28 protein-coding genes are annotated in these 23,812 nt (G+C 45.4%); 12 read left to right on the top strand and 16 right to left on the bottom strand.

The genetic code is table 11. From position 1 onward, the window contains the following. Positions 1-9: 9 nt before the first annotated feature. The 7 genes from HGH90_RS19970 to HGH90_RS19940 all read right to left on the bottom strand — a co-directional run bounded on the left by HGH90_RS19970 (position 10) and on the right by HGH90_RS19940 (position 4,321). On the bottom strand, positions 10-516 hold the full coding sequence (locus tag HGH90_RS19970) for a GNAT family N-acetyltransferase (protein ID WP_168765109.1): 507 nt from the start codon (positions 514-516) through the stop codon (positions 10-12). Between the two features lie 25 nt (positions 517-541). Then, a complete protein-coding gene (locus HGH90_RS19965) occupies positions 542-1,294 on the bottom strand; it encodes a metal-dependent hydrolase (protein ID WP_169191768.1) in 753 nt (250 codons plus the stop codon). A gap of 188 nt (positions 1,295-1,482) precedes the next feature. After that, a complete protein-coding gene (locus HGH90_RS19960) occupies positions 1,483-1,974 on the bottom strand; it encodes a lipocalin family protein (RefSeq protein WP_168765107.1) in 492 nt (163 codons plus the stop codon). 127 nt (positions 1,975-2,101) lie between these two features. Further along, positions 2,102-2,593 carry a hypothetical protein gene (locus HGH90_RS19955; RefSeq protein ID WP_168765106.1) on the bottom strand — a complete coding sequence of 164 codons (492 nt, stop codon included), beginning with the start codon at positions 2,591-2,593 and terminating at the stop codon, positions 2,102-2,104. A gap of 131 nt (positions 2,594-2,724) precedes the next feature. Further along, a complete protein-coding gene (locus HGH90_RS19950) occupies positions 2,725-3,204 on the bottom strand; it encodes a hypothetical protein (protein ID WP_168765105.1) in 480 nt (159 codons plus the stop codon). Next, a complete protein-coding gene (locus HGH90_RS19945; protein WP_168765104.1) occupies positions 3,195-3,695 on the bottom strand; it encodes an RNA polymerase sigma factor in 501 nt (166 codons plus the stop codon). Before HGH90_RS19945 ends, HGH90_RS19950 begins: the two co-directional genes overlap by 10 nt. A gap of 122 nt (positions 3,696-3,817) precedes the next feature. Then, positions 3,818-4,321: a GNAT family N-acetyltransferase gene (locus tag HGH90_RS19940; protein ID WP_169191767.1), complete on the bottom strand. Its 504-nt coding sequence runs from the start codon at positions 4,319-4,321 to the stop codon at positions 3,818-3,820. A 144-nt stretch (positions 4,322-4,465) separates the two neighbouring features. Between HGH90_RS19940 and HGH90_RS19935 the strand changes: the two genes are divergently transcribed. The 3 genes from HGH90_RS19935 (at position 4,466) to HGH90_RS19925 (ending at position 7,453) form a co-directional block, all read left to right on the top strand. Further along, the gene (locus tag HGH90_RS19935) at positions 4,466-5,737 is read left to right on the top strand and encodes an acetyl-CoA hydrolase/transferase family protein (RefSeq protein WP_169191766.1); all 1,272 of its coding nucleotides are present in this window, start codon (positions 4,466-4,468) and stop codon (positions 5,735-5,737) included. Positions 5,738-5,866: 129 nt separating this feature from the next. Continuing rightward, positions 5,867-6,394 carry a hypothetical protein gene (locus tag HGH90_RS19930; protein ID WP_168765101.1) on the top strand — a complete coding sequence of 176 codons (528 nt, stop codon included), beginning with the start codon at positions 5,867-5,869 and terminating at the stop codon, positions 6,392-6,394. Between the two features lie 39 nt (positions 6,395-6,433). Beyond that, complete coding sequence (locus HGH90_RS19925; RefSeq protein ID WP_169191765.1) at positions 6,434-7,453, top strand: lipid A deacylase LpxR family protein; 1,020 nt, start codon at positions 6,434-6,436, stop codon at positions 7,451-7,453. Here the strand turns inward: HGH90_RS19925 and HGH90_RS19920 are convergent. Next, positions 7,448-7,921 carry an SRPBCC family protein gene (locus HGH90_RS19920; protein ID WP_168765099.1) on the bottom strand — a complete coding sequence of 158 codons (474 nt, stop codon included), beginning with the start codon at positions 7,919-7,921 and terminating at the stop codon, positions 7,448-7,450. The two genes, HGH90_RS19925 and HGH90_RS19920, sit on opposite strands and share 6 nt — an antisense overlap. Positions 7,922-8,028: 107 nt before the next feature. Between HGH90_RS19920 and HGH90_RS19915 the strand changes: the two genes are divergently transcribed. Then, the gene (locus HGH90_RS19915; RefSeq protein WP_168765098.1) at positions 8,029-9,489 is read left to right on the top strand and encodes an Ig-like domain-containing protein; all 1,461 of its coding nucleotides are present in this window, start codon (positions 8,029-8,031) and stop codon (positions 9,487-9,489) included. Between the two features lie 61 nt (positions 9,490-9,550). Then, complete coding sequence (gene recR, locus HGH90_RS19910; protein WP_168738168.1) at positions 9,551-10,171, top strand: recombination mediator RecR; 621 nt, start codon at positions 9,551-9,553, stop codon at positions 10,169-10,171. An 85-nt stretch (positions 10,172-10,256) separates the two neighbouring features. Here recR and HGH90_RS19905 read toward each other — a convergent pair whose 3' ends face one another. After that, positions 10,257-10,475: a hypothetical protein gene (locus tag HGH90_RS19905; RefSeq protein WP_168765097.1), complete on the bottom strand. Its 219-nt coding sequence runs from the start codon at positions 10,473-10,475 to the stop codon at positions 10,257-10,259. 419 nt (positions 10,476-10,894) lie between these two features. On the opposite strand from HGH90_RS19905, the gene HGH90_RS19900 reads away from it, so the two are divergent. The 6 genes from HGH90_RS19900 (at position 10,895) to HGH90_RS19875 (ending at position 16,743) form a co-directional block, all read left to right on the top strand. Beyond that, the gene (locus HGH90_RS19900) at positions 10,895-11,911 is read left to right on the top strand and encodes a homocysteine S-methyltransferase family protein (protein WP_169191764.1); all 1,017 of its coding nucleotides are present in this window, start codon (positions 10,895-10,897) and stop codon (positions 11,909-11,911) included. A 44-nt stretch (positions 11,912-11,955) separates the two neighbouring features. Beyond that, positions 11,956-14,718: a methionine synthase gene (gene metH, locus HGH90_RS19895; RefSeq protein WP_168765095.1), complete on the top strand. Its 2,763-nt coding sequence runs from the start codon at positions 11,956-11,958 to the stop codon at positions 14,716-14,718. A gap of 83 nt (positions 14,719-14,801) precedes the next feature. Beyond that, positions 14,802-15,566: an exodeoxyribonuclease III gene (locus HGH90_RS19890; protein ID WP_168765094.1), complete on the top strand. Its 765-nt coding sequence runs from the start codon at positions 14,802-14,804 to the stop codon at positions 15,564-15,566. A gap of 18 nt (positions 15,567-15,584) precedes the next feature. Next, positions 15,585-15,887, top strand: coding sequence for a DUF4286 family protein (locus tag HGH90_RS19885; RefSeq protein WP_168765093.1), 303 nt, complete (start codon positions 15,585-15,587; stop codon positions 15,885-15,887). A gap of 316 nt (positions 15,888-16,203) precedes the next feature. Next, the gene (locus tag HGH90_RS19880; protein WP_012788562.1) at positions 16,204-16,473 is read left to right on the top strand and encodes an HU family DNA-binding protein; all 270 of its coding nucleotides are present in this window, start codon (positions 16,204-16,206) and stop codon (positions 16,471-16,473) included. Positions 16,474-16,623: 150 nt separating this feature from the next. Further along, positions 16,624-16,743, top strand: a complete 120-nt coding sequence (locus tag HGH90_RS19875) for a 30S ribosomal protein THX (RefSeq protein WP_145661582.1) — start codon at positions 16,624-16,626, stop codon at positions 16,741-16,743. 118 nt (positions 16,744-16,861) lie between these two features. Here the strand turns inward: HGH90_RS19875 and pdxH are convergent, their stop codons facing one another. After that, positions 16,862-17,509, bottom strand: a complete 648-nt coding sequence (gene pdxH / locus HGH90_RS19870) for a pyridoxamine 5'-phosphate oxidase (protein ID WP_211093007.1) — start codon at positions 17,507-17,509, stop codon at positions 16,862-16,864. 86 nt (positions 17,510-17,595) lie between these two features. Here pdxH and HGH90_RS19865 point away from each other — a divergent pair, with 86 nt between their 5' ends. Next, positions 17,596-18,714, top strand: a complete 1,119-nt coding sequence (locus HGH90_RS19865) for a DUF3298 and DUF4163 domain-containing protein (RefSeq protein ID WP_169191763.1) — start codon at positions 17,596-17,598, stop codon at positions 18,712-18,714. A 121-nt stretch (positions 18,715-18,835) separates the two neighbouring features. Here HGH90_RS19865 and pyrH read toward each other — a convergent pair whose 3' ends face one another. The 6 genes from pyrH to HGH90_RS19835 all read right to left on the bottom strand — a co-directional run bounded on the left by pyrH (position 18,836) and on the right by HGH90_RS19835 (position 23,668). Further along, positions 18,836-19,549, bottom strand: coding sequence for a UMP kinase (gene pyrH, locus HGH90_RS19860; protein ID WP_145661588.1), 714 nt, complete (start codon positions 19,547-19,549; stop codon positions 18,836-18,838). Positions 19,550-19,740: 191 nt separating this feature from the next. Then, complete coding sequence (gene tsf / locus HGH90_RS19855) at positions 19,741-20,565, bottom strand: translation elongation factor Ts (RefSeq protein WP_145661593.1); 825 nt, start codon at positions 20,563-20,565, stop codon at positions 19,741-19,743. A gap of 155 nt (positions 20,566-20,720) precedes the next feature. Further along, the gene (gene rpsB, locus HGH90_RS19850) at positions 20,721-21,716 is read right to left on the bottom strand and encodes a 30S ribosomal protein S2 (RefSeq protein ID WP_168765091.1); all 996 of its coding nucleotides are present in this window, start codon (positions 21,714-21,716) and stop codon (positions 20,721-20,723) included. Positions 21,717-21,808: 92 nt separating this feature from the next. Continuing rightward, entirely contained in the window at positions 21,809-22,198 is a 390-nt protein-coding gene (rpsI, locus tag HGH90_RS19845; RefSeq protein WP_145661599.1) for a 30S ribosomal protein S9, read from the bottom strand. Positions 22,199-22,212: 14 nt separating this feature from the next. Continuing rightward, entirely contained in the window at positions 22,213-22,656 is a 444-nt protein-coding gene (gene rplM, locus HGH90_RS19840; RefSeq protein ID WP_145661602.1) for a 50S ribosomal protein L13, read from the bottom strand. Positions 22,657-22,978: 322 nt separating this feature from the next. After that, positions 22,979-23,668 carry a zinc metallopeptidase gene (locus HGH90_RS19835; protein WP_168765090.1) on the bottom strand — a complete coding sequence of 230 codons (690 nt, stop codon included), beginning with the start codon at positions 23,666-23,668 and terminating at the stop codon, positions 22,979-22,981. Positions 23,669-23,812: the final 144 nt, after the last annotated feature.

The following is a 23,812-nucleotide window of genomic DNA, read 5'->3' as shown; positions in this document are numbered from 1 at the left end:
ACCCCTACGCTATTTATTAAACAGGTGCCAGTGTAACATTTCTCCAGAAGTCATGGTTTCTTTCATTCCCAGATGTTGTAATATTTTCCTGGAAGATGTATTGGTAATATCGCATTCTGCTATCAGTTTCCTGACATGGGGTTGCTGGAATGCCCATGCTACCAGTGCAGTAGCGGCTTCCTTCATATAACCTTGTCCCCGGTGAGGAGGTAACAGGGCGTATCCTATTTCCACGACTCCGTTTTTATCTGGCCGTCCTTTAAATCCAATATCTCCGAGCACTATTTTATCGGCTTTGGACACAATAATCCAGAGCATCCAGGGATAAGAGGCCGGGTCGTGTTGCAGCAGCTCAATAAAGTGCGGCAATTGCTCCCTCAGATCTTGCTGTGGCCATTCGTCCGGAATGTTTGCTTGTATTACCTCTCCGGCATCCGGATGCCGGAGATAGATCTGCGTCAGCAAGGGCAAACGGCAGGGATATATTAATAAGCGTGCAGTATCAAGGGGTAACATAATTCTTATTTAATCATTTCTATAGCTAATGGTTTCCTGGTTTCACTACAAAAGTGTCCAGTGTTTCTCCTGGTTTGAGTGCATGAATGACCAGGCGTTCAATGTCTTCTGTCAATGCTTTCAATTTCTCTGGCGTACCGGTTAAGGTAGACATGGTACCATAGTGACAGGGAATAACATGTTTTACTTTCAGCAGCCGAATTGCAAACGCTGCTTCCAGCGGCCCCATGGTATATCTGTCGCCTATTGGTAAAATAGCAATATCTGGTTCATATATCTCTCCTAATAATTCCATATCGGCAAACACGGAGGTATCGCCGGAGTAATACACAGAAATATCGTCACTCATCCAGATAATAAATCCATTGGTAGTATGTGGATAGCCGATTTTTCCATCTGGCAGGTTCACCTGGGCAAAATGAAAGGCATTCGTCATGGTAATTTTAAGATCCATAACGGATATGGTGCCGCCGGCATTCATTTGTTCAAAAGTATGTTCAGGTACTCCCTGTTCCTGCAGGTAATAGCGAACAATAGGATTGGCAATTACTTTCGGTGATTTGGTACGGATCAGCTCTATAATGTTACGGTCCAGGTGGTCGCGGTGGCCATGCGTAATCAGGATCAGGTCTACCCGTTCCGGGATAGTGATATCTGTTGGTAAAAATGGATTGTTGGTATACCAGGGATCTACCAGGATAACGCGACCTTCGGGGGTATTGATCCGGAAGCTGGCATGGGCCAGGAACTGAATTTGAGAATGCTGCGTGCTCATCATATGGCGCTTTATGGTTCCTTTCTAAATATAACATTAATAGCACACAATGGAGGAAGCTAAAAAGCAGAAAGCTAAAAGCAAAAAAGCTATGAGAGTGAATGATCTGTGCGGATATTAAAGATCGCATTCGGCATTCGCTTCCATAGCTTTTTTGCTTTTAGCTTTCTGCTTTTAGCTTTTATTTTATATTACTTCCTTTGCAGTGTATAGATAATAGCGGCATTGTTACCTTCAAAATTCACATTTGCTCTCCAGGTCATAATGCTTCCTGCGCCGGTTACTTCCATGCGATATCCTTCTGTTACATTTTTAGCTTTATCGCCGGAGTAGAGCTTTTTGAAGCCAAACAAGGTAACGCCGTTAGATTTGGTGAGCGTCCAGGCAATTTTCTGTGTAACGGGGCTGCAACCGTTTTCTGTGGAAGAAAGTGCGTAGGAACCGCCTGCCCAGTTATCAGGGAGTGTCCATTGACTACCGATAAAGCATTTTGCGCTGGCTTCATCGAATACAGTTACCTTGGCGTTATCCGGAATACCTTCATATTTAACATCGGTCAGCACCCAGTTACCCTTTACGGAACTTTTGGTAATGTCTTGTGTTACGCCTTGTTTAGGGGAACAGGAAGATGCAAAAACGGCCACGATAGCCATCAGTAATGCTGCAAATGAAAATTTTCTCATGGGAAATTAATTTGTGTGTTTAAATGCCATAGTATTCAACACGCAGTTATCAAATAAGGTTTATAACAGCACGAATACGGCGGCAAGTTCTGCATTTACAATAAACGTACCAAATGAAACCAGGTTATTAATGGGTTATGTCGGTGGAGTGAGTGATGGCGGCCACTTTGAGCTTTATTAATACCTCTTCCAGTTGCTGGGCGCGCTGGTGAAAGTACCAGGTGCTGGCGGCCAATGACATAGTAAGTACTGCCATGGCGATAAACCCGCATCTCCACCAGATACTTACAGTAATTCGGCGGTTCCAGAAAGGCTCGAGGTGTACATAAGTATTACCGGGATTCGTAGGTCTATGGGTGTTATAGTTCCGCCAGGCCTGTTCTTCCTTTCTCTTGTCGGTTCGGAAACGTTGTAAAACCAGGGTTCTCAGCTCATCAGGCGGTACTTGTCCCTCTTCCTGTAATTTATCTTCAATCCTTAGTTCAGCCGCAGTAATTTCGATATCCAGCAGTGGATAAATAAGGCGCAGGTGTAACAGCTCTTCTTCCTGGTCTGGTGAAGTGAGGCCGAGCACGTAACGCTCTATAATGCCACTTTCGATATAGTCGCTAATGTTCAAACCCTTAGTTTACAAAAATCAGCCACCATAAATATGATTAATTAATACCATATCTATAAATACGGTAAATCACCCTGGGTGGATTGCCAAATTTATATTTTTTTTTAAATAACGATTCGCGGAGGTAAAAATTACAACACCCGGCTTTGTACTTGCTCCTGTTGATAACGTGGATGCAGTAAATTGCTGTGCTGTTGTTCCTGTGACTGGCGGTATTTGAGATAATAGAAAATGGCCAGGAACAGGAAAACCTTGGACATAATAAAGAAGATGATAAAGAAGATTTTCCACCAACGATGCACCGTAATATGATCACCGTCTTTAGGTTGGATATTGATAAAGGTATAGTTGGAGTTGTTGTCTCCGAAGTGGCCGCCATTATTGTGGTCCCAGCGGATTTTCTGCAATATACGATCGCGGATTTCCACAGGAGGCAAAACGGGCTCATCAAATGCAGCCCTTTCCAGCCTGCGCTCAACGAATTCCACCTCCGTATTGAGTTCCGGATAAAGCCTTCTCATATGTTGCAGCTCTTCCACTTCTGCTTCAGAAGCAAGGCCCAACACGAAGGACTCAATAATACCGCTTTCTATGTAGAATTTTAGTTCCAAGTATCTTTTAGGAATTGTCTGAAAGATCTCATAGCATCTCCCAGGATGTCATTTATTTGCTCGTCCGGCAAAGCCAGTAAACGAGCTATCGTTGTGATTGATAATCCTTTAAAATAAGAAAGCCTGAACACTTGCTGCTGATCTGCTGGCAGCACCAGGTAAAACCGTTGCAAAATACCTTCTTCCTGTCTTATTAGTTCTGTGCCGGTTAACGCGGTTTCCGGTACAACTTCTTTAATGGCGAATTCTCTTGCTTTGCGCATCAGCCATGCAAACAGTGTTTGGTAGCCGGATGAATGAAACGTTCCAATGTGATGAAAGGCCCAGTTAAATACTTTTACAATGACTTCGTTTGCTCTGTGTTTAACGGGTACCAATTGCAGTACCATATTGTATAGCGCTCCTGCATACCGGTCATACAATAATTCTCTCGCCGCTGGGTCTTCTACCAATAAGCGTTCGATAAGCTGCTGCTCACTTATATGTGCCAAACCTCGCCGCAAAGATGTTGTGTACCGGGTTTTAGATCGCTAATATAGATCAAATATCCCATCTAAGTGTCATAACATATGATCAATATTTATCCACCGATTGAGCTAAAATGGATAACGTTTCAAGAGAGACCCATATAATATAGCCAGTATTGCTGGCCTAAAATAGGCTCCAGCTCCCGTGCTACCCTAAAGCCCAGCTGCTCATACAGGTGCCTGGCATCGGGCATAATAGTACTGGTATGTAACCCCAGGTGCTGTTCCCCGTTTATACGTGCCTGTTGAATAGCCATTTCCACTAAGCGGCGTCCGATTCCACATCCCCTGAAACGGGAATCTACTCCCAAACGACGGATATAGGCCCATTCTGCCGGACAAGGATAGGCAGGGCATCCGGAAGGTGTAAGGAACAATACTCCTGCCAGTTGGTCATCGACCTCGCATACCAAGGTGGCCGAAGTGCGCATCAGCTCCTGTAATTTGGCATCATCTGACAGGCTATGCTTCATTTGAGCCCAATACTCCGGCGCCAGCACTGCTTCAAACTGCCCGTAACTTAATAAAGTAACGTCTGTAATGGCCGCCGCATCGTGTCTGTCTACCCAACGATAGTTTAGTATGCCCATATCCGTTATTTAAGCGCCCGGTCCAACAAATTACCTGGTTATTTGTTGACATGCAAACAAATGACAAGAATCAAAACTACAATATGACTTTACTCATATTTACTTTTTTTTCCGCACGATAATTTTGCAGCAAACTAACAGATAATGTCCTACACAACTATCTCAAACGCAGTATCACTTATACAATCAGGGCACACCGTATTCCTTCACTCTGCTGCCGCTACGCCAAGGGAACTGGTAAAAGCCATGACCGCCCGCAGCCATGAACTGCAGAAAGTACGCCTGGTGAGCATTCATACCGAATGGGAAGCTACCTATGCTGAACCTGAGCATGTACATGCTTTTTATGTAGATACCTTCTTTGTAGGTAAAAATATCCGCAAAGCCGTTAATGAAGGACGGGCCAATTATATTCCCATGTTTCTCAGCGAAATACCCCGGTATTTCCGAAGCAACGAACTTCCCATCGATGTGGCGATGATTGCTGTATCCCCTCCCGACAAAAACGGTTATTGCACCCTCGGCGTATCTTGCGATGTCACCAAGGCGGCTATTGATATGGCCAAGATCATCATTGCCGAGGTGAATCCTCATATGCCCCGCGTACTGGGCGACGGCGTTATCCATATTTCCCGGATCGATGCGGCAGTGGAGGTAGATTACCCTATTTTTGCCCAGCAGATAAACCCACCCAGCGATACAGAATTAGCCATAGGCCACCATGTAGCTTCCCTGATAGAAGACCGGGCCACCTTACAGATGGGTATTGGCGGTATCCCTAATGCAGTATTGCAATGTCTCTCTACTCATAAGGACCTGGGCCTGCATACGGAAATGTTTTCGGATGGCGTAATAGACCTGGTGAAAAAAGGCGTTATCACCGGCAAATATAAATCTGTACATCCCGGGCTCCTCATTTCCAGCTTTGCCATCGGCAGTCAACGCTTGTACGATTTTATGGATACCAATCTCATTATGCGGCTGATGGATGTAGAATACGTGAATAATCCTGCTACGATCCGGAAAAATCCCCGGGTAACTGCTATCAACAGTGCAATAGAAATAGATATTTTTGGGCAGGTATGCGCCGATTCAATTGGGTTCCGGCAATATAGCGGTGTGGGCGGACAAATGGACTTTATGCGGGGGGCAGCCCTCTCCGAAAGGGGGAAACCCATTATCGCCATTCCATCCATTACGTCTAACGGTATGTCCCGGATTGTATCCCGGCTACAACCCGGCGCCAGCGTGGTAACCACCCGGGCACATGTACACTATGTGGTAACAGAATATGGTATCGCACACCTGCTGGGGAAAAACCTTCAACAACGTGCGCACGCCCTGATCAATATTGCCCATCCCGATCATAGGGAACAATTACAGAAGGATGCATTCGAAATATTCAAGGTATTCTGATAGCAACTAAACAATAACGGACATACGAAGATAACGGTCTCTTAACATGCAGGGTGGCTGTTAATCTCCATCTCCCGAAAAACTATTCCCGGTAATGAATGTTATTACAAGTAATAAATATCATCCTCCATGTACATTAAAATTACACTATTGGCAGGCTCTTTATTGGCTATTATCTCCTGCGCCGGCAATAATAAAAATGCAGGAAATGATACCGACACTACCCTGTCGGTGCAGCCCATTAATTCCAGTCAATTGGAAGTAAAGCCACTTTCCGGCTACTTCCTGAAAAATACGATCAAGGTAACGGATAGTCTTACTTTTTGGATAATTGATAACCAGGCATCTTTTGACAGCTTGTTTGGTGTGGCCAAAACCATGAACAACTCCATTGACCAGCCTGATTTTGGTACCCAGGTGGTGGTGGCCGCCACTATGCCCGCAACCTACTACGATACCCAAATACAGCTGGAGTCGGCTACCTCAGACGATATGACCAACAATGCAGAAATGCACTTTGTTGCCACCTCCAGCCCGGATAAAAACAGTGCTGCCATCGTACCCCTGTGGCTGGGGGCCATTCCCAAAACAGGGAAAAGCACTTTTAAGCTGTTTACCGGCGACAACCTGACTAAAACAATTACCACACAACAATAACAGGCCTTCTTTCCAGGAGGTTACCTTAACGCCAACTGTATGAAATGCCGTATCATTTGGTTACTGCTCTGTGTCTTAGCTGAAACAGCACAGGCACAGGTTATGCAGGATGCTACCAAACAGATACGGATATACGAGGATGATGATTACTTTAATTTATGGGGGCGGGGCACCGACCGGGCCTATAGCAATGGGCTCGCTATCGGCTACTGCTATATGAAAAAAAAACCATCAGTATTTCTTGATAAATGGATATTGCGGGAAGCCGGTCCAAATGCCATTAACGTATTTAGCTGGCAGGTGACGCAGGTAACGATGACACCGAATGACATTTCTGCTACCACTTACCAACCCGATGATTTCTATTATGCTGGAGGCCTCTTTGCAAGCCATGGGCTTACTTCCTATAATCCGGACCGGAAACATAGCTTCCATACCGAATTTCTATTTGGAGTGATGGGTCCCTGGGCACTATCGAAAGAAGGACAGACGCTGGTACACAATGTTATCAGTTATCAGCGTCCCAAAGGCTGGAGTAATCAGCTGCCCAATGCTCCATTATTCAACTACAACTTCACTTATGAAGCGATGTTGTGGAATCCGCTCAAGAGTTTTGAAGTGATCGGTGGCGGTACCGCCAGGCTGGGATTGATGGTAAACAGCGTAACGGCTTCCCTGTGTTTACGGTATGGGTTGATTAACCCCTACTTTGGCCACCAGGACCTCGCCACAGCCACCCGTCGTAAATTTCAGCTATATATAATGGCCAGGCCTCAGCTGAACTTTGTTGCTTACAATGCCCTGTTACAGGGAGGGCTTTTCAGTAGTACAGATAGCCAGTTTGCCGCACAAAAAGCCGAGCAGCGCACACATATGCGGATGTTGGTGGCGGGCGTGGATTATGGCGTGGGGATCGTGATAAAACGGACGACTATCCGATACACTCAGCGGTCTTCCACTGAATGGATGGCTGGCACCCATAAACATTCGGTAGGTAATTTTACCTTTTTGATACCGATATCCCGTCAAAGAACGGTTCATCGCACTCCTGCTTTATAAAACCGGTGGGCCAAAGATCTTTTCAACGGTTTTATACCGGTATTCAAACAGCGCTACCAGCTGTTGTTTTACAAACAGGCGATGCGCCAACTTTCCAAGCCATCCCAGGGGCAGCCGGTAATGCACCAGGTCGGTCATCTTAACGCCACCGGGTACCTGCTCAAAGTGGTGCTCATGGTGCCAGATATGATAGGGCCCTACTCTTTGTTCATCTACGAAATAAGAAAGGTAAGATACATGCGTAATTTCCGTCATCCACTCCAGCGGAATGCCCGCCAATGGTGATATCTTATAGGTAATCACCTGCCCTGGATACACCTGGCCGGTGTAAGGGGTGGAAGTAACCGTAAAACGCATCGCCGCAGGCGTAATATGCTGCAGGTTAGCCGGGTTGGAAAAATAGTTCCATACCTCCTCGAGCGGAGCGGGAATTACCTGGGTGCGTTGTAATAAATAAATGCTGGCCATGTATAAGATTAAGGAAAAATAGATAGATCTGCCGGCCGGAAGGTAGCAAATTCGTAATTCTTTAAATGAGTTCGTAAGTTTGTAGCCTACTTAATACGACCAGGTACATGAATCAATATATCAGGAGCTGGATTTTCTGGCTGATGTTTATTATCGTTTCCATTACATTTACACGGTGTGCCAACATTGTGCCGCCCAGTGGCGGTCCCAGGGATAGCTTACCCCCCGTGTTGCTACAGGTAACGCCGCGGGACTCTTCCCTTCATTTCAAGAGTAAAAAAGTGTCCTTTATTTTTGATGAATATGTAGAGCTGGACAATGTAAACGATAAGCTGATCGTTTCCCCCACCCTAAAGGCAACGCCCATCGTAATAGCTAAGCTGCATACCGTTACCCTTGAAATCAAGGATACGTTGCAACCCAATACCACCTATACTTTCAACTTTGCCGATGCCATCCGGGATATTAATGAGCGTAACGTTGCCCAGGATTTTCAATACGTGGTATCTACCGGCGACTACCTGGACAGCTTGCAGGTATCCGGTCACCTTATAGATGCTGAGAATGGTAAAGTGGACAGTAACATTGCGGTGATGTTATACCGTGACCTAAGCGACTCGGTGGTATCCAAGGAAAAGCCGGTGTATTACGCCAAAACCAAGGGGGATGGCTCCTTCCGGTTTAAAAATATTGCCCCTGGTGCCTATAAGATTTTTGCGCTGAAAGAGGAAGACCGCGACCTGCAATACAACCAACCCAGCGAGTTAATCGCCTTTGTAGAGGCCCCTGTAGTATTAAAGGAAAACAATGTATCGGATGTAAATATGCTCCTGTTTATGGAAACAGATAGCACAATTAAGCCGCCACCAGAGCCGATAGATTCTACTGACCTTCAGCAGGAAGAAGATAAGGATAAGAAAAAGAAAAAGCTGCCCAAACTCACAGCTACCGCCGTTTTGGATGGCGGTATGCAGGAATTGCCGGCGCCGTTGAAAATAACCTTCTCACTGCCCCTAAGAAACCTGGACAGTAACCGGACGATATTGGGAGAAGACAGTGCCTACAACAGCGTACCATTTACCAGTAACATGGATTCGACCCGGACACAGCTAACCATTACCCATACGTGGAAGGAAGGCACTCCCTACCGGTTTATTATTCCTAAAGATGCACCTACGGATACAGCGGGGCAACAGCTTGTCAGAGCCGACACCATTAGCTTCCGAACGAAAAAAGTGGCAGATTATGCCATTTTTACGGTCACGGAACTTACTATCAGTGATAGTACCCGGGAAGCGATCAATGATAGCAGTATGCATTATGTGGTGCAGCTGGTGCAGGATAAAACCATTAAATATTCGGGGACTATTGTGAATGGCAAATGGAGCCAGCGCTTTATTACGCCTGGCGAGTACCAGATCAGGCTGTTGCTGGATACCAACGGCAATGGTAAGTGGGACCGGGGAAACTATTATACCCAGCCAAAGAAACAGCCGGAACGGGTTATTGTGATCGACAAAGTAAATCTTAAGGCTTACTGGACTGTGCCGAAGAAAATAAGTATTTAATCTGATCGTATCGGAGGGAGCGCTGCTGTTCCCTCCGCTGCAATATTCCTACCTTTGCACCATGATATTTTCCTCTGCACTGATAGAAAACGCGGTAAATGAATTTGCAAAACTGCCTGGTATCGGCAAAAAAACGGCCTTACGCCTGGTATTGCACCTGTTAAAGCAGGAAACAGCCCAGGTGGAGCAGTTTGGAGAAGCTATTGCCAGGATGCGGCAGCAGATCCAGTTTTGTAAAGTGTGCCATAATGTGTCAGATGCTGAAGTATGCAGTATTTGCAGCAGCCATTCGCGGCAAAAGCAGGTGGTATGTGTAGTAGAGAGCATCCGGGATGTGATGGCGATAGAGAACACGCAGCAATTCAATGGCTTATATCATGTATTGGGAGGCATCATCTCTCCCATTGATGGCATTGGCCCCGATCAGCTAAACATACATTCACTCGTAGAGCGGGTGCAGCACCAGGGAGTAGAAGAGGTAATTATGGCGGTAAGTCCGACGATTGAAGGAGATACCACCATTTACTATCTCTCCAAAAAGTTACAGGCATTTCCGGTAAAAATTACCACAATAGCCCGTGGTATTGCCTTTGGCGGAGAGCTGGAATATGCCGATGAGATGACGCTGGCACGTTCTATCAGCAACCGCTTACCGCTGGAGAGCTATGTGCAAAACAAATAAGTGAGAACATAAACAGCTGAAAATAAATACGGGTGCTCAACAGCACCCGTCTTCGTTTAACCTGTAATTCCACGTTATGAAAAAGTTATTTGACAGTACCCCTGGCAGGGCTGTCTGGTAATATTTTATGATTGGTTTCTGATGTTTGTTGCTCTTGCAAGGCTTTCCAGCGCTGCATTTCATGTTTATTTAAGAAACATACCTTGAATACTTCCGATTGTGAATCGTTTGACTGGGGCACAGGTTGTAAACCAAGGCTGGCCAGATGTTTATGCAGGGTATGGATATGTTCTGAGATAGTCATGACTGACGATTTTGTTGTTGTAATAAAAAAATGGGAGAACTAATGACGAATATGTTAGCGGCAACAGCAGCTACACGAGTTGCAGGTAAAGGACTGGTGGGTGGCCAGGGCTGGTAAATTCACACTGTTTCTATCATTTCGTTGCATGATATCATTTATTACTCCACAAATATAGTAGACTTTGTAGACTTCTGCCAAATTAAATTTATAATATAATCAAAATCTATATTTAATAGCAACATTATAAGCATATCTCAAAACCTGTTTAAAGGCTGATTACTTCTTATTTCCCGTAAATACACAAATCAAGAAAATAGCTGGGAAAAGGTTATATTTGTGGCACTTTTACGGGGTGGATTTGTTTATTGTTCGACCCCGTTATCATTTCTTAACTGTAACTAATAAACGCCTTAACAGATATGAAATCTTTACAGGACTGCGCTGATGAGCGCATACTCATTATCGATGGTGCAATGGGCACCATGATTCAACGCTACCAACTCCAGGAATCAGACTACAGGGGCGCCCGATTTGCCGACTATCCCAGCGACCTTAAAGGGAACAATGACCTGCTGAATCTTACCCAGCCTCAGATTATCGAAGCCATTCACAAGGAGTACCTGGAAGCAGGCGCTGACATTATTGAAACTAATACCTTCAGCAGTACTTCCATTGCCATGGCCGATTACGACATGCAGGAACTGGCGTATGAGCTAAATGTAGCCGCCGCCAGGATTGCGAAGAAAGCAGCGGCGGAATACACTGCCAAAAATCCCGATAAGCCACGCTTTGTAGCCGGCGCCATAGGGCCCATGAACAAAACCCTGTCGCTGTCGCCAGACGTTAACAACCCCGGCTTTCGCTCCGTTTACTTCGATGAAGTAGCAACAGCTTATGAAGAGCAGATCAGGGGCCTGTACGAGGGCGGTGTAGATATTTTACTGATAGAAACTATTTTCGATACCCTGAACTGTAAGGCGGCCATTTACGCCATCAAAAAGTATTTCAGGGAATCCGGCAACCCAGAGTTGCCTGTCATGATTTCCGGTACTATTACCGATGCTTCCGGCAGAACCCTGAGCGGACAAACGCTGGAAGCATTCTACATTTCCGTGATGCACGCCAATCCATTTTCAGTTGGCCTCAACTGTGCACTGGGCGGACAACAAATGCGTCCTTATGTAGAGGAATTATCCAACATTGCCAGCTGCTATGTAAGCTGCTATCCCAATGCAGGCTTGCCTAATGCCTTTGGAGAATATGACGAAGAACCGGAAGATACTGCCTGTATTATAGAAGATTTTGCTGCATCGGGCTTTGTGAACGTGGTAGGTGGCTGTTGTGGGACGACCCCGGATCATATACGCCACATTGCGGAACACGTAAAACATATTCAACCACGCAGTAGGCCTGTATTAGCCGAAACGCTGGCATAACCTATCTCTGGACAGTTTTTTATTAAACACCACCAACAGCAACAATGAGCGAAGCTATTATCAATAATACCGACATCAGTGAACCAATTGCCAGTGAAGGTCAACGGGTTATCAAACCCTATCTGCGCCTGAGTGGATTGGAACCGCTGGTGGTCAGACCTGAAACCAACTTTATCAACGTAGGGGAACGTACCAACGTAACCGGTTCAAAGAAATTTGCCCGTCTTATCAGGGAAGGACATTTCGAAGAAGCCCTGTCTGTTGCCCGTCAACAGGTAGAAAGCGGAGCCCAGATCCTGGACGTAAACATGGACGACGCCCTCCTCGATGGCGAAACAGCCATGACTACTTTCCTGAACCTGCTCGCAGCAGAACCGGATATTTCCCGCATCCCGATCATGATCGACTCCAGTAAGTTTTCCGTGATCGAAGCAGGGTTGAAATGTGTACAGGGAAAGTGTATTGTAAACTCCATCAGTTTAAAAGAAGGAGAAGCCAAATTCATTGAACAGGCCCATATCTGCAGAAGTTATGGCGCCGCCGTAGTGGTAATGGCTTTTGATGAGCATGGACAAGCCGATACAGAAGAAAAGAGGGTGCAGTTCAGTCATCGTGCCTATAAGATCCTGACTGAAGTTGTAGGCTATGAACCACAGGATATCATATTCGATCCCAATATATTTGCCATTGCTACTGGTATTGAAGAGCATAACAACTACGCCGTAGAATTTATCAGCGCTACCCGCCGCATCAAAGAACTGATGCCTCTGGCAAAAGTGAGTGGCGGGGTCAGTAACGTATCCTTCTCATTCCGCGGTAATGAAACCGTGCGGGAGGCTATGCACTCCGTATTCTTGTTTCATGCCATCAAAGCGGGCATGGACATGGGTATTGTAAATGCCGGGATGTTGCAGATTTATGACGACATAGAACCACAGCTCCGCGAATTATGTGAGGATGCCATACTAAACAGGCGGGATGACGCTACAGAAAGATTGATACAGTTTGCCGAAACCGTAAAGGCCAAAGGCAAGGTAGTGGAGAAAGATGAAACCTGGCGCACGGGTACCGTAGAAGAAAGATTAAGTCATGCACTGGTAAACGGTATTACCGACTATATAGATGGAGATACTGAAGAGGCCCGTCAGAAATATCCTCGTCCACTGGATGTAATTGAAGGCCCGCTGATGGCGGGAATGAACATAGTGGGCGACCTATTTGGCAGTGGTAAAATGTTCCTGCCGCAGGTAGTAAAAAGCGCCCGTGTAATGAAAAAGTCCGTAGCCATCCTCACCCCTTATATTGAGGAAGAAAAGGCCCGGATCCAGGCTGAACAAGGCGGCGAAATAAAGAATGCCGGTAAAATACTGCTAGCCACCGTAAAAGGCGATGTACACGACATCGGTAAAAATATTGTGGGTGTAGTACTGGCCTGTAACGGCTATGAAATTATTGACCTGGGTGTAATGGTGCCGGCAGAGAAAATCCTGCAAACGGCCCGCCAGGAAAATGTGGATATTATTGGTCTCAGCGGCCTGATTACCCCCAGCCTGGATGAAATGGTGCACGTAGCCCGTGAACTGAAAAGACAGGATTTCAACATTCCGCTCATCATTGGCGGTGCTACCACCAGCCGTACCCATACTGCCGTGAAGATAGCGCAGGAATACGGGCATGGAGTAGTACACGTACTGGATGCTTCCCGCAGTGTAACCGTTACGGGCAGTTTGCTCAACAAAGCCCTGAAACCCGGTTTCCTGGCTGGTATTAAAAGCGAATATGAGAAGCTGAGCGAGGCATTCAAGAATAAAAAACAAACCAAACAATTTCTCCCCATTGCCGCAGCCCAGGAAAACAAAACGGTGATAGACTGGCCGGCTTTCACCCCTGTAAAGCCCAAAATGACCGGTATCCGGAAATTTGAGCAATACGACCTGGGAGAAATTGCAAAATATATTGACTGGCAGCCATTCTTCATTGCCTGGGAACTACATGGTAAATTCCCCCAGATCCTGAGTGATGAGATAGTAGGGGTAGAAGCCACCCGCCTGTACAAGGATGCACAGGAGCTGTTGAAAAAAATTGTTGCAGAAAAATGGCTGACGGCCAATGCAGTAATAGGCATTTTCCCGGCTAATCGTGTGGCTCCGGACTCTGTGAAAGTAACGCCCGAGCAGCCGGACATTCCCCCTGTACAGCTGGAATTCCTGCGTCAACAGGTGAAGAAGGCGCCGGGCCAGGCAAACTTGTCACTCGCGGATTTCATTGCCCCGGTGGAAACCGGCAAAACCGACTATATTGGCGGCTTCGCCGTAACAGCTGGCATTGGCATTGAACAGTGGCTGGAAAAATTTAAAGCCGAGCATGACGACTATAACAGTATAATGCTGAAAGCACTGGCAGACAGGCTGGCAGAGGCTTTTGCGGAACTGATGCACGAGCGGGTTCGTAAAGAGTTCTGGGGATATGCCTCTGAAGAACATCTTACCAATGAACAGCTGATTAAAGAAGAATATGCCGGTATACGTCCGGCCCCGGGTTATCCTGCCTGCCCAGACCATACCGAAAAGTACAAGCTGTTTGACCTCCTGAATGCCACCGAAAATACCGGCATTACCTTAACCGAATCGCTTGCGATGTACCCTGCATCCAGCGTTAGCGGCTGGTATTTTGCCAACCCGGAAGGCAAATACTTCGGACTTGGAAAAATAGAAAAAGACCAGGTAACAGACTATGCAGCCCGTAAAGGCTGGACAGTAGAGGAAGCAGAACAATGGCTCCGCCCCAACCTGGAATACGATATCTAAATAAAGTAATAGCTGGTGTTGGGCCGCGCATACTCCCCTATGCTACTTGTCGCTAAACACCGGCTATTCAAAGTTTACAGCGCATGAGAATCATATCTTACAACGTTAATGGCCTGAGATCGGCCATGACCAAAGGATTTACCGAATGGTTACAATCTGATCCTGCCGATATTATCTGCCTCCAGGAAATAAAAGCCCACCAGGAAAACGTCGACTTTCAGCAATTTGAGCAACTGGGATATGAACATTACTGGTTTCCGGCCCAAAAGAAGGGCTACAGCGGCGTGGCCGTGTTGACCCGTATCAAACCGGATTTTGTTCAATATGGCAACGGCCATGCGCAGAGCGACCAGGAAGGCCGCTTTATACGGCTGGATTTTGGCGATATTACGCTGATCAATACCTATTTCCCCTCCGGCACCAGCGGAGAGGACAGGCAAACCTATAAATACCAGTGGCTGGAGGAGTTTTTCCAGTACCTGGATGTTCTGAAGAAAACCCGTCCAAACGTAGTAGTATGCGGTGATTACAACATTTGTCACAAGCCCATTGACATCCACGACCCGGTAAGCAATAAAAATTCGACTGGCTTTTTACCTGAAGAACGGGCCTGGATGGACCGCTTCTTTGAAAGTGGCTTTGTAGACAGTTTCCGTCATTTCAATCCCGAACCACACCAGTACAGCTGGTGGAGCTTCCGGGCCAATGCCAGGAACAACAATAAAGGCTGGCGTATTGACTATATTAACGTAACATCTCCTCTAAAAGACCGGCTTAAACATGCCTCCATTTACCAGCAGGTAAAGCACTCCGACCATTGTCCGGTGTTCGTGGAGCTGGCCCTTTAAACCTTATAAACGGAAGGTATGATCATATATAATGTAACCACAAAAGTGGCCACAGAACTAAGTTTTCAGTGGCTACAGTGGATGAGGGAGGAGCAAATTCCGGCTATCATGTCTACCGGGCTATTCCGGGAATACCGTATAAGTAGGTTATTGGAGCAAGACGATGAAGAGGGACCTACCTATGTTGTGCAATACCTCGCCGATAGCCTGGAGGAATATAATCTGTTCGTAACGCAGCATCAACAAGCCCTGCGGCAGCGTGCCTACACCATCTTCGGCGATAGTTTTGTGGCGTTTAATACCGTCATGGAGGTCATTTAAGTAAGGGGTCTTGACTAAACTTATCCACAGGAAATCCACTATTTTCAAGGCATCCGGACTTTGGTACAATACTTGGTCCATAGCCGCGTTAATAGTAAAAAAACGGGTAAACATGCTTCCACAAAGGGTTTCATGGAATTATGCTAAAGTCGGGCACTTTAGCATATTATAGCCTAATCAGCTGTAACCGTTACCAGTAGCGTTTTTCAGCCGATAAAATTTTCTATAAAAAAGTTGTAAAAAATTTGGTAATCTGATAAAACGCGCTATATTTGCTCACATCAAACATTTTTTCACTAGTTAAATCTTACTAACTATGAACAAAGCCGAATTAATCGACAAGCTTGCTAAAGATGCAGGCATTACCAAAACCCAAGCTAACGAAGCTCTGGATTCTTTCACCAAAGCTGTTGCTGATACCCTGAAAAAAGGTGGTAAAGTAACTTTGGTTGGTTTCGGTACTTTCTCCGTTTCTAAACGTGCTGCACGTAACGGTAGAAACCCACAAACCGGTCAGATCATTAAGATCAAGGCTAAGAAAGTTGCTAAATTCAAAGCTGGTAAAGCTTTATCTGACAAGCTCTAATCAGTTAGCACAACTTATTCAAGCAAGGAACAATCATGTTTCTTGCTTTTTTTTTATATCAAAGGGCCAGCACTACACTATTTCATCGAATTACAGTAATTTGCAGGCTGATAACATCATATTTAAACAACAAACTTCAAATTATTCGTTATGGGTAGAGGAGATATTAAAACCAAAAGAGGTAAAATCTTCAGTAAATCTTTCGGCAAAGTAAGATCTGCTAAAACCAGAAAAAATTCTGCAGCTAAAGCAGCAGCGCCAAAAGCGTAAGAAGCTGAAAGCTTGAAGCATAAAGCAAAAAGCTATTGAGGCGAATGAACAGAGCGATTTCATCATATCCGCTTTGATCATTCGCCTCAATAGCTTTTTGCTTTCGTCTTTATGCTTTTTAAGGGGCCAGTCGCTCTATCTTCCAGCTGCCTTCGGCGGTCAATGTATACAGGATTCTATCATGCAGGCGGTTACTTCTGCCCTGCCAGAATTCAATGACCTGTGGCTTCACCAGGTATCCACCCCAGTAATCGGGTCTTTGGGGGTCTTCCTGCGTATATTTTGAAGCTACCTGGTCTACCTGTTCTTCCAGGAAAGATCGGTCAGGAATGACCTTACTCTGGGGCGAGGCAATAGCTCCTATCCTGCTTCCTAATGGCCTGCTGTTATAATATTCGTTACTGACAGCCATTGGGGCTTTACTCACCGTACCTTCTACGCGTACCTGCCTTTCCAGTTCCCGCCAGAAAAACAACAACGTTACATGCGGATTGGCGGCCAGCTCTTGTCCTTTGCGGCTTTCGTAGTTGGTAAAAAACAGAAAACCTTCTTCATCAAAACTTTTCAGTAATACAATACGCGCAGAGGGATGCCCGTCAGGCGTGCTGGTAGCCAATGTCATGGCATTAGGCTCATCTATTTCACTATGGATAGCATCCTTCCACCATTTATCGAACTGGGATAATGGGTAAGACGCTACTTCGCTTTCATCCAGGGAAGCCAACTTATAATCTTTCCTTAAATCCGCTATTTTCTGGTTCAACATGCGCAGTTAATTTTATTGGTTCAAACGGGTCCTCAAAGGTATGGAAGGATAATAGTAATTTTGAGCTACCTGATATAAATCATACTATGAAAAGAGCTTCATTTCTGCTGTTGATATTTGCGGCTGCCCTGTTTTCCTGTCACTCGCGCAATGGCAACGGTAACACCGGCCCTGGCGATACCACTAACGTTATTGTTCCGTTGGCGTCTACCCCTCTCTTTTATACACAGCTGAAAGGGAAACTAGGCGACAAGGAAATTACCATGCAGCTGTTAAAAACAGCACCGCACTTGTTTCGTGGCTACTATTGCGACGACAGCACCGGCAGGCCGGTGGGTTTATGGGGAACGTTGGACTCAGGCCTGGTAAATCTTTACGAAGAAACCAATAATAGTACAGAAGACCGCCTGTTCAGCGGATACCTTTCCGACGAAGGGAATTTTAAAGGAGTCTGGCATGGCAATGGTACCTCCTATCATTTTAATTTTCATACCGACCTGAAAAAGGCGGTGCCTTTGCAGGTATATTACCAGATAGATTCTGCGAGTTTAATTCCGTCCTTTCCGAAATCACCTATTGGAACCGTTTCCAGCAGCATTATCTGGCCGGATTCGCTGGTAGATAGCACTACGGCCAATTTTATCATCCAGCAGGTAACCGGCAGCACTGCGTTGCGGAACCCGCAGCAATATATACGGAGGGGTATTGATTCATTTATTATGAGTTACCGGGTATCCGCCAAAGATGCCGATAGCAGCGAGTTTAACGATGCTTCCGCTGCCTTGTCCTGGAATTGGACCACCGACAATGATATGAAAGTAGTATACAATACCTGGCCGTTGCTGGTAATCGAAAAGTATGCATATGACTTTACTGGTGGTGCACATGGCAATTGGGGAGCTATTTATAAAACCCTGGATCTCTCTAAGAAGAAGGTACTCACCCCGGATGATATTTTCAAGCCGGGATATAAGGAAACGCTGAGTACTTTGCTGGATAAGGCTTTCAAAGACCGGTTTCATATGAGTGAAGAAGAAGCGCTGGATCAGAACCTGCTGGTAAAAAGCATTCCGCCTAATAATAACTTTATAATTACCAATAAAGGGGTTGCCTTCAGTTATGTTCCATATGAAATAGGGCCTTATGCATTGGGACAAGTAACCTTGTTTATACCGTTTACAGCGATGAAGAATATACTCCGCTAGGGAGCAGAAAGGATAAAGCGAAAAGCATAAAGCTATTGAGGCGAATGACCTTAGCGATTTTTAATATTCGCTTTGATCATTCGCCTCAATAGCTTTATGCTTCCCGCTTTTCGCCTTGTGCTTATCCTTGCACCAGTGTTCCTACATTTTTCCCCATGATCACGTTCAGGAGGTTGCCCTGGCGGTTCATATCGAATACGATGATAGGCAGCTTATTTTCCTGGCAAAGGGTAAAAGCTGTCATATCCATTACGTTGAGGGATTTCTGGTATACTTCAGAGAAGGTAATTGTTTCGAAGCGGGTGGCTGATTTATCTTTTTCCGGATCGGCGGTGTAGATACCATCTACACGGGTACCTTTCAGGATAACATCTGCTTGTATTTCGATGGCCCGTAAAGAAGCAGCGGTGTCGGTAGTGAAGTATGGGTTACCGGTACCGCCACCAAATATTACAACACGACCTTTTTCCACGTGGCGGATAGCGCGGCGACGGATATAAGGTTCAGCGATTTGTTCCATTTTAATGGCAGACTGCAGGCGGGTATATAAACCTACTTTTTCCAGTCCACTCTGGAGGGCCATTCCGTTAATCACTGTTGCCAGCATTCCCATATAGTCCCCCTGTGCTCTTTCAATGCCGGTTTCGGCTTCGTTCATACCGCGGTAGATATTTCCTCCACCGATTACGATGGCTACCTGTACCCCGAGGTCAGTAACGGCCTTGATATCGTAGGCATACTGAGTTATCACCTTCGGATCAATACCATAATTTGCATCCCCCATGAGGGCCTCACCGCTCAATTTGAGCAAAATACGCTTATACTTTGGCAACATGACGCTATAAAATATTGTAAGATTGTGATTTCCTAATCTGGTTACGGTATTCTAATATACAACTTAAAGGCAGAAAGAAGGAAAAAAGTGCTTTTTCTTGTTACTGTTCCCGATAGATTTAAGTGTATGATTAGTTATGCACAAAAAAAAGGAGAGAAACGATTTCTCTCCTTTTTTTTAATGCGGTGATATTAACCTAAAGCGATTCGCTTAAAGCCAGCCACTTTCAGGTCAGCATCTACTGATTTCAGGTAATCGGCTACAGACTTGTTATTGTCTTTTACGAATGCCTGTTGCAGCAGGGTGCTTTCTTTGAAGAATTTATTTACTTTACCTGCAGCGATTTTTTCCGCCATTTCAGCAGGTTTACCTTCTGCCTTCACTTGTTCAACAGCGATTTCTCTTTCACGGGCAATCAGGTCAGCAGGAACGCTATCAGCATCTACTGCGATAGGGCTCATTGCTGCAATCTGCATAGCGATGTCTTTACCTACTTCTTCAGAAACAGGTTTAGAGAAAGCTACCAGTACACCCATGCGGTAGTTACCGTGGATATAGGAAGTTACGCCACCTGCTTCAACGAATTCGAATTTATTGAGGGTGATTTTTTCACCGATTTTTGCTACCTGGTCGTTTACTTTATCAGCAACGGTAGCACCATCCAATTGAGCTGCATTCAGGTCTTCAACAGTTTTGATGCCATTAGCCAGAGCCAGGTCAACGATTGCCTGAGCAAATTTTACGAAGTCTTCGTTTTTAGCTACGAAGTCAGTTTCACAACCCAGACCTACGATCACACCGGATTTACCATCAGCTGAAGTTTTAGCGATGATAACGCCTTCTTTGGTTTCACGGTCAGAGCGTAATGCAGCCACTTTCTGGCCTTTCTTACGCAGGTAGTCTACTGCTTTTTCAAAATCACCATCACTTTCTACCAGTGCCTTTCTGCAATCCATCATACCAGCACCAGTTTGCTGACGCAGTTTATTTACATCAGCTGCTGTAATTGTTGCCATGAGCTATAATTAGTTTAATTGTTGTAAAAATTATTGCAATACTATCACCAGCTTTCAACTATTAGCCTCTAGCGGTTAACAGATGCTGCGAAGATAGGAATCATCAACTGCTGCATCTATTAAGCGCTAAAGGCTAATAGCTTATAGCTAATAAATTATCTTCCGCCGCCTGGTTTTCTTGGACCATTGCTGCCAGCACCAGATGGACGACGTTGTCCACCCTGAGCACCACCGCCACGGTTAGCGCCACCACCACGGTTAGCACCACCGCCCTGGCCACCTGGGCCACGACCGCTGCCGCCACGGTTAGCACCGCCGCCTTGACCGCCCTGACCACGACCACCGCCTTGAGCACCTGGTTTACGACCTCTTTCGCGATCTTCACCGCCTTCAACGTCGAACTTACGTGCCTTATCGTCTGCTTCTTCTTCTTCCTCTACTTCTTCATTTTTCTCTGTAGCTCTTTCAGACAGACCTTCAGCGATAGCTGCGCAGATGTAGCTGGTAACGATAGCGATAGATTTAGTAGCGTCATCGTTCGCAGGAATCGCGAAATCTACTTTAGTAGGATCGGAGTTGGTATCCACCATACCGAAAGTAGAAATACCCAGACGTTTAGCCTCTGCCAGTGCAATGTGTTCGTGGCTGATATCTACCATGAACAGCGCAGCTGGTACACGTGCCAGTTGAGCGATACCACCCAGCACTTTCTCCATTTTCTCTTTATCGCGGCTTAAAGTCAGACGTTCTTTCTTAGTGATGTTGTCGAATGTGCCGTCCTGCAGCATTTTTTCGATGCTCTGCATTTTCTTTACACTCTTACGGATAGTAGCGAAGTTAGTGAGCATACCACCTAACCACCTTTCAGTAACGTAAGGCATGTTGATGTTACGCGCAGCATCTGCTACGATTTCTTTCGCTTGCTTTTTAGTAGCAACGAACATGATCTTTTTACCGCTCTTAGCGATAGATTTCAGGGCAGCTGCTGCTTCCTGTAATCCTTCTACGGTTTTGTTCAGATCAATGATATGAATACCTTTCTTTTCTGCGAAAATATAAGGCAGCATCTTGGGATTCCACTTTTTCTTCAGGTGACCGAAGTGAACACCTGCCTCCAGTAACTGCTGCTGCAATGAGGTATTATTTTCCATGTTTATATTACTCAATTAAAAGGATCAAATAATGTTTAGCTTTTAGCATCCGGCGAATTAGCCAGTAGCTAATAGCCAATAGCTCAAAAATATTAGCGTTTAGAGAACTGGAAGCTTCTTCTTGCTTTCGCTTTACCTGGTTTCTTACGTTCAACGCCACGTGGATCACGTTTCAGCAGACCAGCAGCTTTCAGTGCCGGACGGAACTCAATGTTCACTTCGCAAAGCGCACGGGCAATACCCAGCTTAATTGCTTCTGCCTGACCTTTGATACCACCACCCTGTGCATTGATTTTCACATCAAACTTATCGAGTGCATCAATCGTTTTGAAAGGCAGTTCCACCTGGTTTTGCAGGTAGATCAGAGAAAAGTAGTTTTTATAATCTTTGTCGTTTACAGTAATGTTACCGGTACCCTTGTTGATATACACGCGGGCAACAGCTTCCTTACGACGACCTATTGTATTTTTTTGCTTTTCCATGTATCAGAGAAAAATTAGAAAGTTAAAGGTTGTGGTTTCTGCGCTGCATGAGGATGTTCAGCACCGGCATATACAAATAATTTTTTGTACATAGCACGGCCCAGGCGGTTTTTAGGCAACATACCTTTAACAGCCTTTTCGATCAATACCTCAGGACGACGACGGATCAGGTCCTTAGCCAATTCAATTCTCTGACCACCGGGGAAGCCAGTGTAGTGCATATATTCCTTTTCAGCCATTTTGTTGCCGGTTAAAGCAATCTTTTCGGCGTTGATTACGATGATATAATCACCACAATCAGTATGAGGCGTATAGTAAGGCTTGTTCTTACCTCTCAGGATAGCAGCCATTTTGGAAGCAACCCTACCAAGTGTCAGGTTAGTCGCATCTACTATATGCCAGTCACGCTTTACGTAAGCGTCGTTAGCGGATTTAGTTTTGAAACTTAATGTATTCATTGTTGTATACGATAAAAATTACGTCTTGTAAACAATTCCCTATTATGAGGAGTGCAAAGGTACATTGCTACTGTTGAATAACCATACATTTTGCACACTTTTTTACATGACACCTTTATAATTAATTGGTTTTCAATAAAAAATTTGTATTAAAGTTATTAACAGCACAAAATCCCACCGTGAATAACTGCTTTTCAGGCTATTTTACAAAGATGGAAACGGGGAAAGACCCTGGCACTTACCAATCTCTGCCAGGATATGATAGTAAAACAAAAGGCGCACCCTCCCGGGTACGCCGCAGGTTATTATATAGTATGTGTGTTTATCTTCTATCCCTGGCGCCCATATATATTAATATATACTGGAACAAAGTGGCTAAAGAAGCCAAAGCCGCTACCACATAAGTCATCGCCGCCCACCAGAGGGCATTTTTAGCCTTATCATGCTCTGCCGGCCTCATCACCTGGCTGTTATCCAGCCAAATCAGCGCCCGGCGCGAAGCATCAAACTCCACTGGCAGCGTCACCAGGGCAAATACCGTAGTAATGGCAAAAAGAATAATACCTGCCAGGAGCAGCTGCGGGAAGGTGTTAATCAGTAGAATACCACCCAGCAACACCCAGGATACAATATTGGAAGTGAATTGCATGGCCGGCACCAGCCGGGACCTCAATCCCAACCAGGGATATGCGGCGGCATGCTGTACAGCGTGTCCGCATTCATGGGCCGCTACGGCCGCTGCCGCCACATTGGCGCCATTATATACATCAGGACTCAGGTTTACCGTCCTGCTTGTTGGATCATAGTGGTCAGACAAGAAACCCTCGGCCAGCCTTACCTGTACTCCGTAAATCTGGTTATCTCTCAACATTTTCTCGGCTATTTCTTTGCCAGACAAACCGGAGGAAGTGGGTATTTCACTGTAAGCCCGGAACTTACTTTTCAGCACCGAACTTACCAGCAAGCTGATCCCCACAAAAATCAGCGAAACGAACATAATTCCAGGTGTCATTTTTCATTAATTAAGTTGCCTAACCGGCACAAATATCTTTCCAGTCAACCTACTTTAAGTTATATTTAGCATTTACCTGTCATCCCTTCTTTTTGCCGCCAAATTATAAATTTAACACTGTCATTATGGCGTAAAAAATATTTT

The organism is Chitinophaga sp. Ak27, assembly GCF_012726295.1.
In the GTDB taxonomy this organism is placed as follows: Bacteria; Bacteroidota; Bacteroidia; order Chitinophagales; family Chitinophagaceae; genus Chitinophaga.
Note: the sequence above shows the minus strand (reverse complement) of the source record. Positions and strands in the feature narration are given on the sequence as shown.

What these genes read in the sequence shown, in the direction of transcription:
- HGH90_RS19970 (WP_168765109.1), bottom strand. Translation starts at nt 516, where the DNA reads ATGTTACCCCTTGATACTGCACGCTTATTAATATATCCCTGCCGTTTG.
- HGH90_RS19965 (WP_169191768.1), bottom strand. Translation starts at nt 1,294, where the DNA reads ATGATGAGCACGCAGCATTCTCAAATTCAGTTCCTGGCCCATGCCAGC.
- HGH90_RS19960 (WP_168765107.1), bottom strand. Translation starts at nt 1,974, where the DNA reads ATGAGAAAATTTTCATTTGCAGCATTACTGATGGCTATCGTGGCCGTT.
- HGH90_RS19940 (WP_169191767.1), bottom strand. Translation starts at nt 4,321, where the DNA reads ATGGGCATACTAAACTATCGTTGGGTAGACAGACACGATGCGGCGGCC.
- HGH90_RS19935 (WP_169191766.1), top strand. Translation starts at nt 4,466, where the DNA reads ATGTCCTACACAACTATCTCAAACGCAGTATCACTTATACAATCAGGG.
- HGH90_RS19930 (WP_168765101.1), top strand. Translation starts at nt 5,867, where the DNA reads ATGTACATTAAAATTACACTATTGGCAGGCTCTTTATTGGCTATTATC.
- HGH90_RS19925 (WP_169191765.1), top strand. Translation starts at nt 6,434, where the DNA reads ATGAAATGCCGTATCATTTGGTTACTGCTCTGTGTCTTAGCTGAAACA.
- HGH90_RS19920 (WP_168765099.1), bottom strand. Translation starts at nt 7,921, where the DNA reads ATGGCCAGCATTTATTTATTACAACGCACCCAGGTAATTCCCGCTCCG.
- HGH90_RS19915 (WP_168765098.1), top strand. Translation starts at nt 8,029, where the DNA reads ATGAATCAATATATCAGGAGCTGGATTTTCTGGCTGATGTTTATTATC.
- recR (WP_168738168.1), top strand. Translation starts at nt 9,551, where the DNA reads ATGATATTTTCCTCTGCACTGATAGAAAACGCGGTAAATGAATTTGCA.
- HGH90_RS19905 (WP_168765097.1), bottom strand. Translation starts at nt 10,475, where the DNA reads ATGACTATCTCAGAACATATCCATACCCTGCATAAACATCTGGCCAGC.
- HGH90_RS19900 (WP_169191764.1), top strand. Translation starts at nt 10,895, where the DNA reads ATGAAATCTTTACAGGACTGCGCTGATGAGCGCATACTCATTATCGAT.
- metH (WP_168765095.1), top strand. Translation starts at nt 11,956, where the DNA reads ATGAGCGAAGCTATTATCAATAATACCGACATCAGTGAACCAATTGCC.
- HGH90_RS19890 (WP_168765094.1), top strand. Translation starts at nt 14,802, where the DNA reads ATGAGAATCATATCTTACAACGTTAATGGCCTGAGATCGGCCATGACC.
- HGH90_RS19885 (WP_168765093.1), top strand. Translation starts at nt 15,585, where the DNA reads ATGATCATATATAATGTAACCACAAAAGTGGCCACAGAACTAAGTTTT.
- HGH90_RS19880 (WP_012788562.1), top strand. Translation starts at nt 16,204, where the DNA reads ATGAACAAAGCCGAATTAATCGACAAGCTTGCTAAAGATGCAGGCATT.
- HGH90_RS19875 (WP_145661582.1), top strand. Translation starts at nt 16,624, where the DNA reads ATGGGTAGAGGAGATATTAAAACCAAAAGAGGTAAAATCTTCAGTAAA.
- pdxH (WP_211093007.1), bottom strand. Translation starts at nt 17,509, where the DNA reads ATGTTGAACCAGAAAATAGCGGATTTAAGGAAAGATTATAAGTTGGCT.
- HGH90_RS19865 (WP_169191763.1), top strand. Translation starts at nt 17,596, where the DNA reads ATGAAAAGAGCTTCATTTCTGCTGTTGATATTTGCGGCTGCCCTGTTT.
- pyrH (WP_145661588.1), bottom strand. Translation starts at nt 19,549, where the DNA reads ATGTTGCCAAAGTATAAGCGTATTTTGCTCAAATTGAGCGGTGAGGCC.
- tsf (WP_145661593.1), bottom strand. Translation starts at nt 20,565, where the DNA reads ATGGCAACAATTACAGCAGCTGATGTAAATAAACTGCGTCAGCAAACT.
- rpsB (WP_168765091.1), bottom strand. Translation starts at nt 21,716, where the DNA reads ATGGAAAATAATACCTCATTGCAGCAGCAGTTACTGGAGGCAGGTGTT.
- rpsI (WP_145661599.1), bottom strand. Translation starts at nt 22,198, where the DNA reads ATGGAAAAGCAAAAAAATACAATAGGTCGTCGTAAGGAAGCTGTTGCC.
- rplM (WP_145661602.1), bottom strand. Translation starts at nt 22,656, where the DNA reads ATGAATACATTAAGTTTCAAAACTAAATCCGCTAACGACGCTTACGTA.
- HGH90_RS19835 (WP_168765090.1), bottom strand. Translation starts at nt 23,668, where the DNA reads ATGACACCTGGAATTATGTTCGTTTCGCTGATTTTTGTGGGGATCAGC.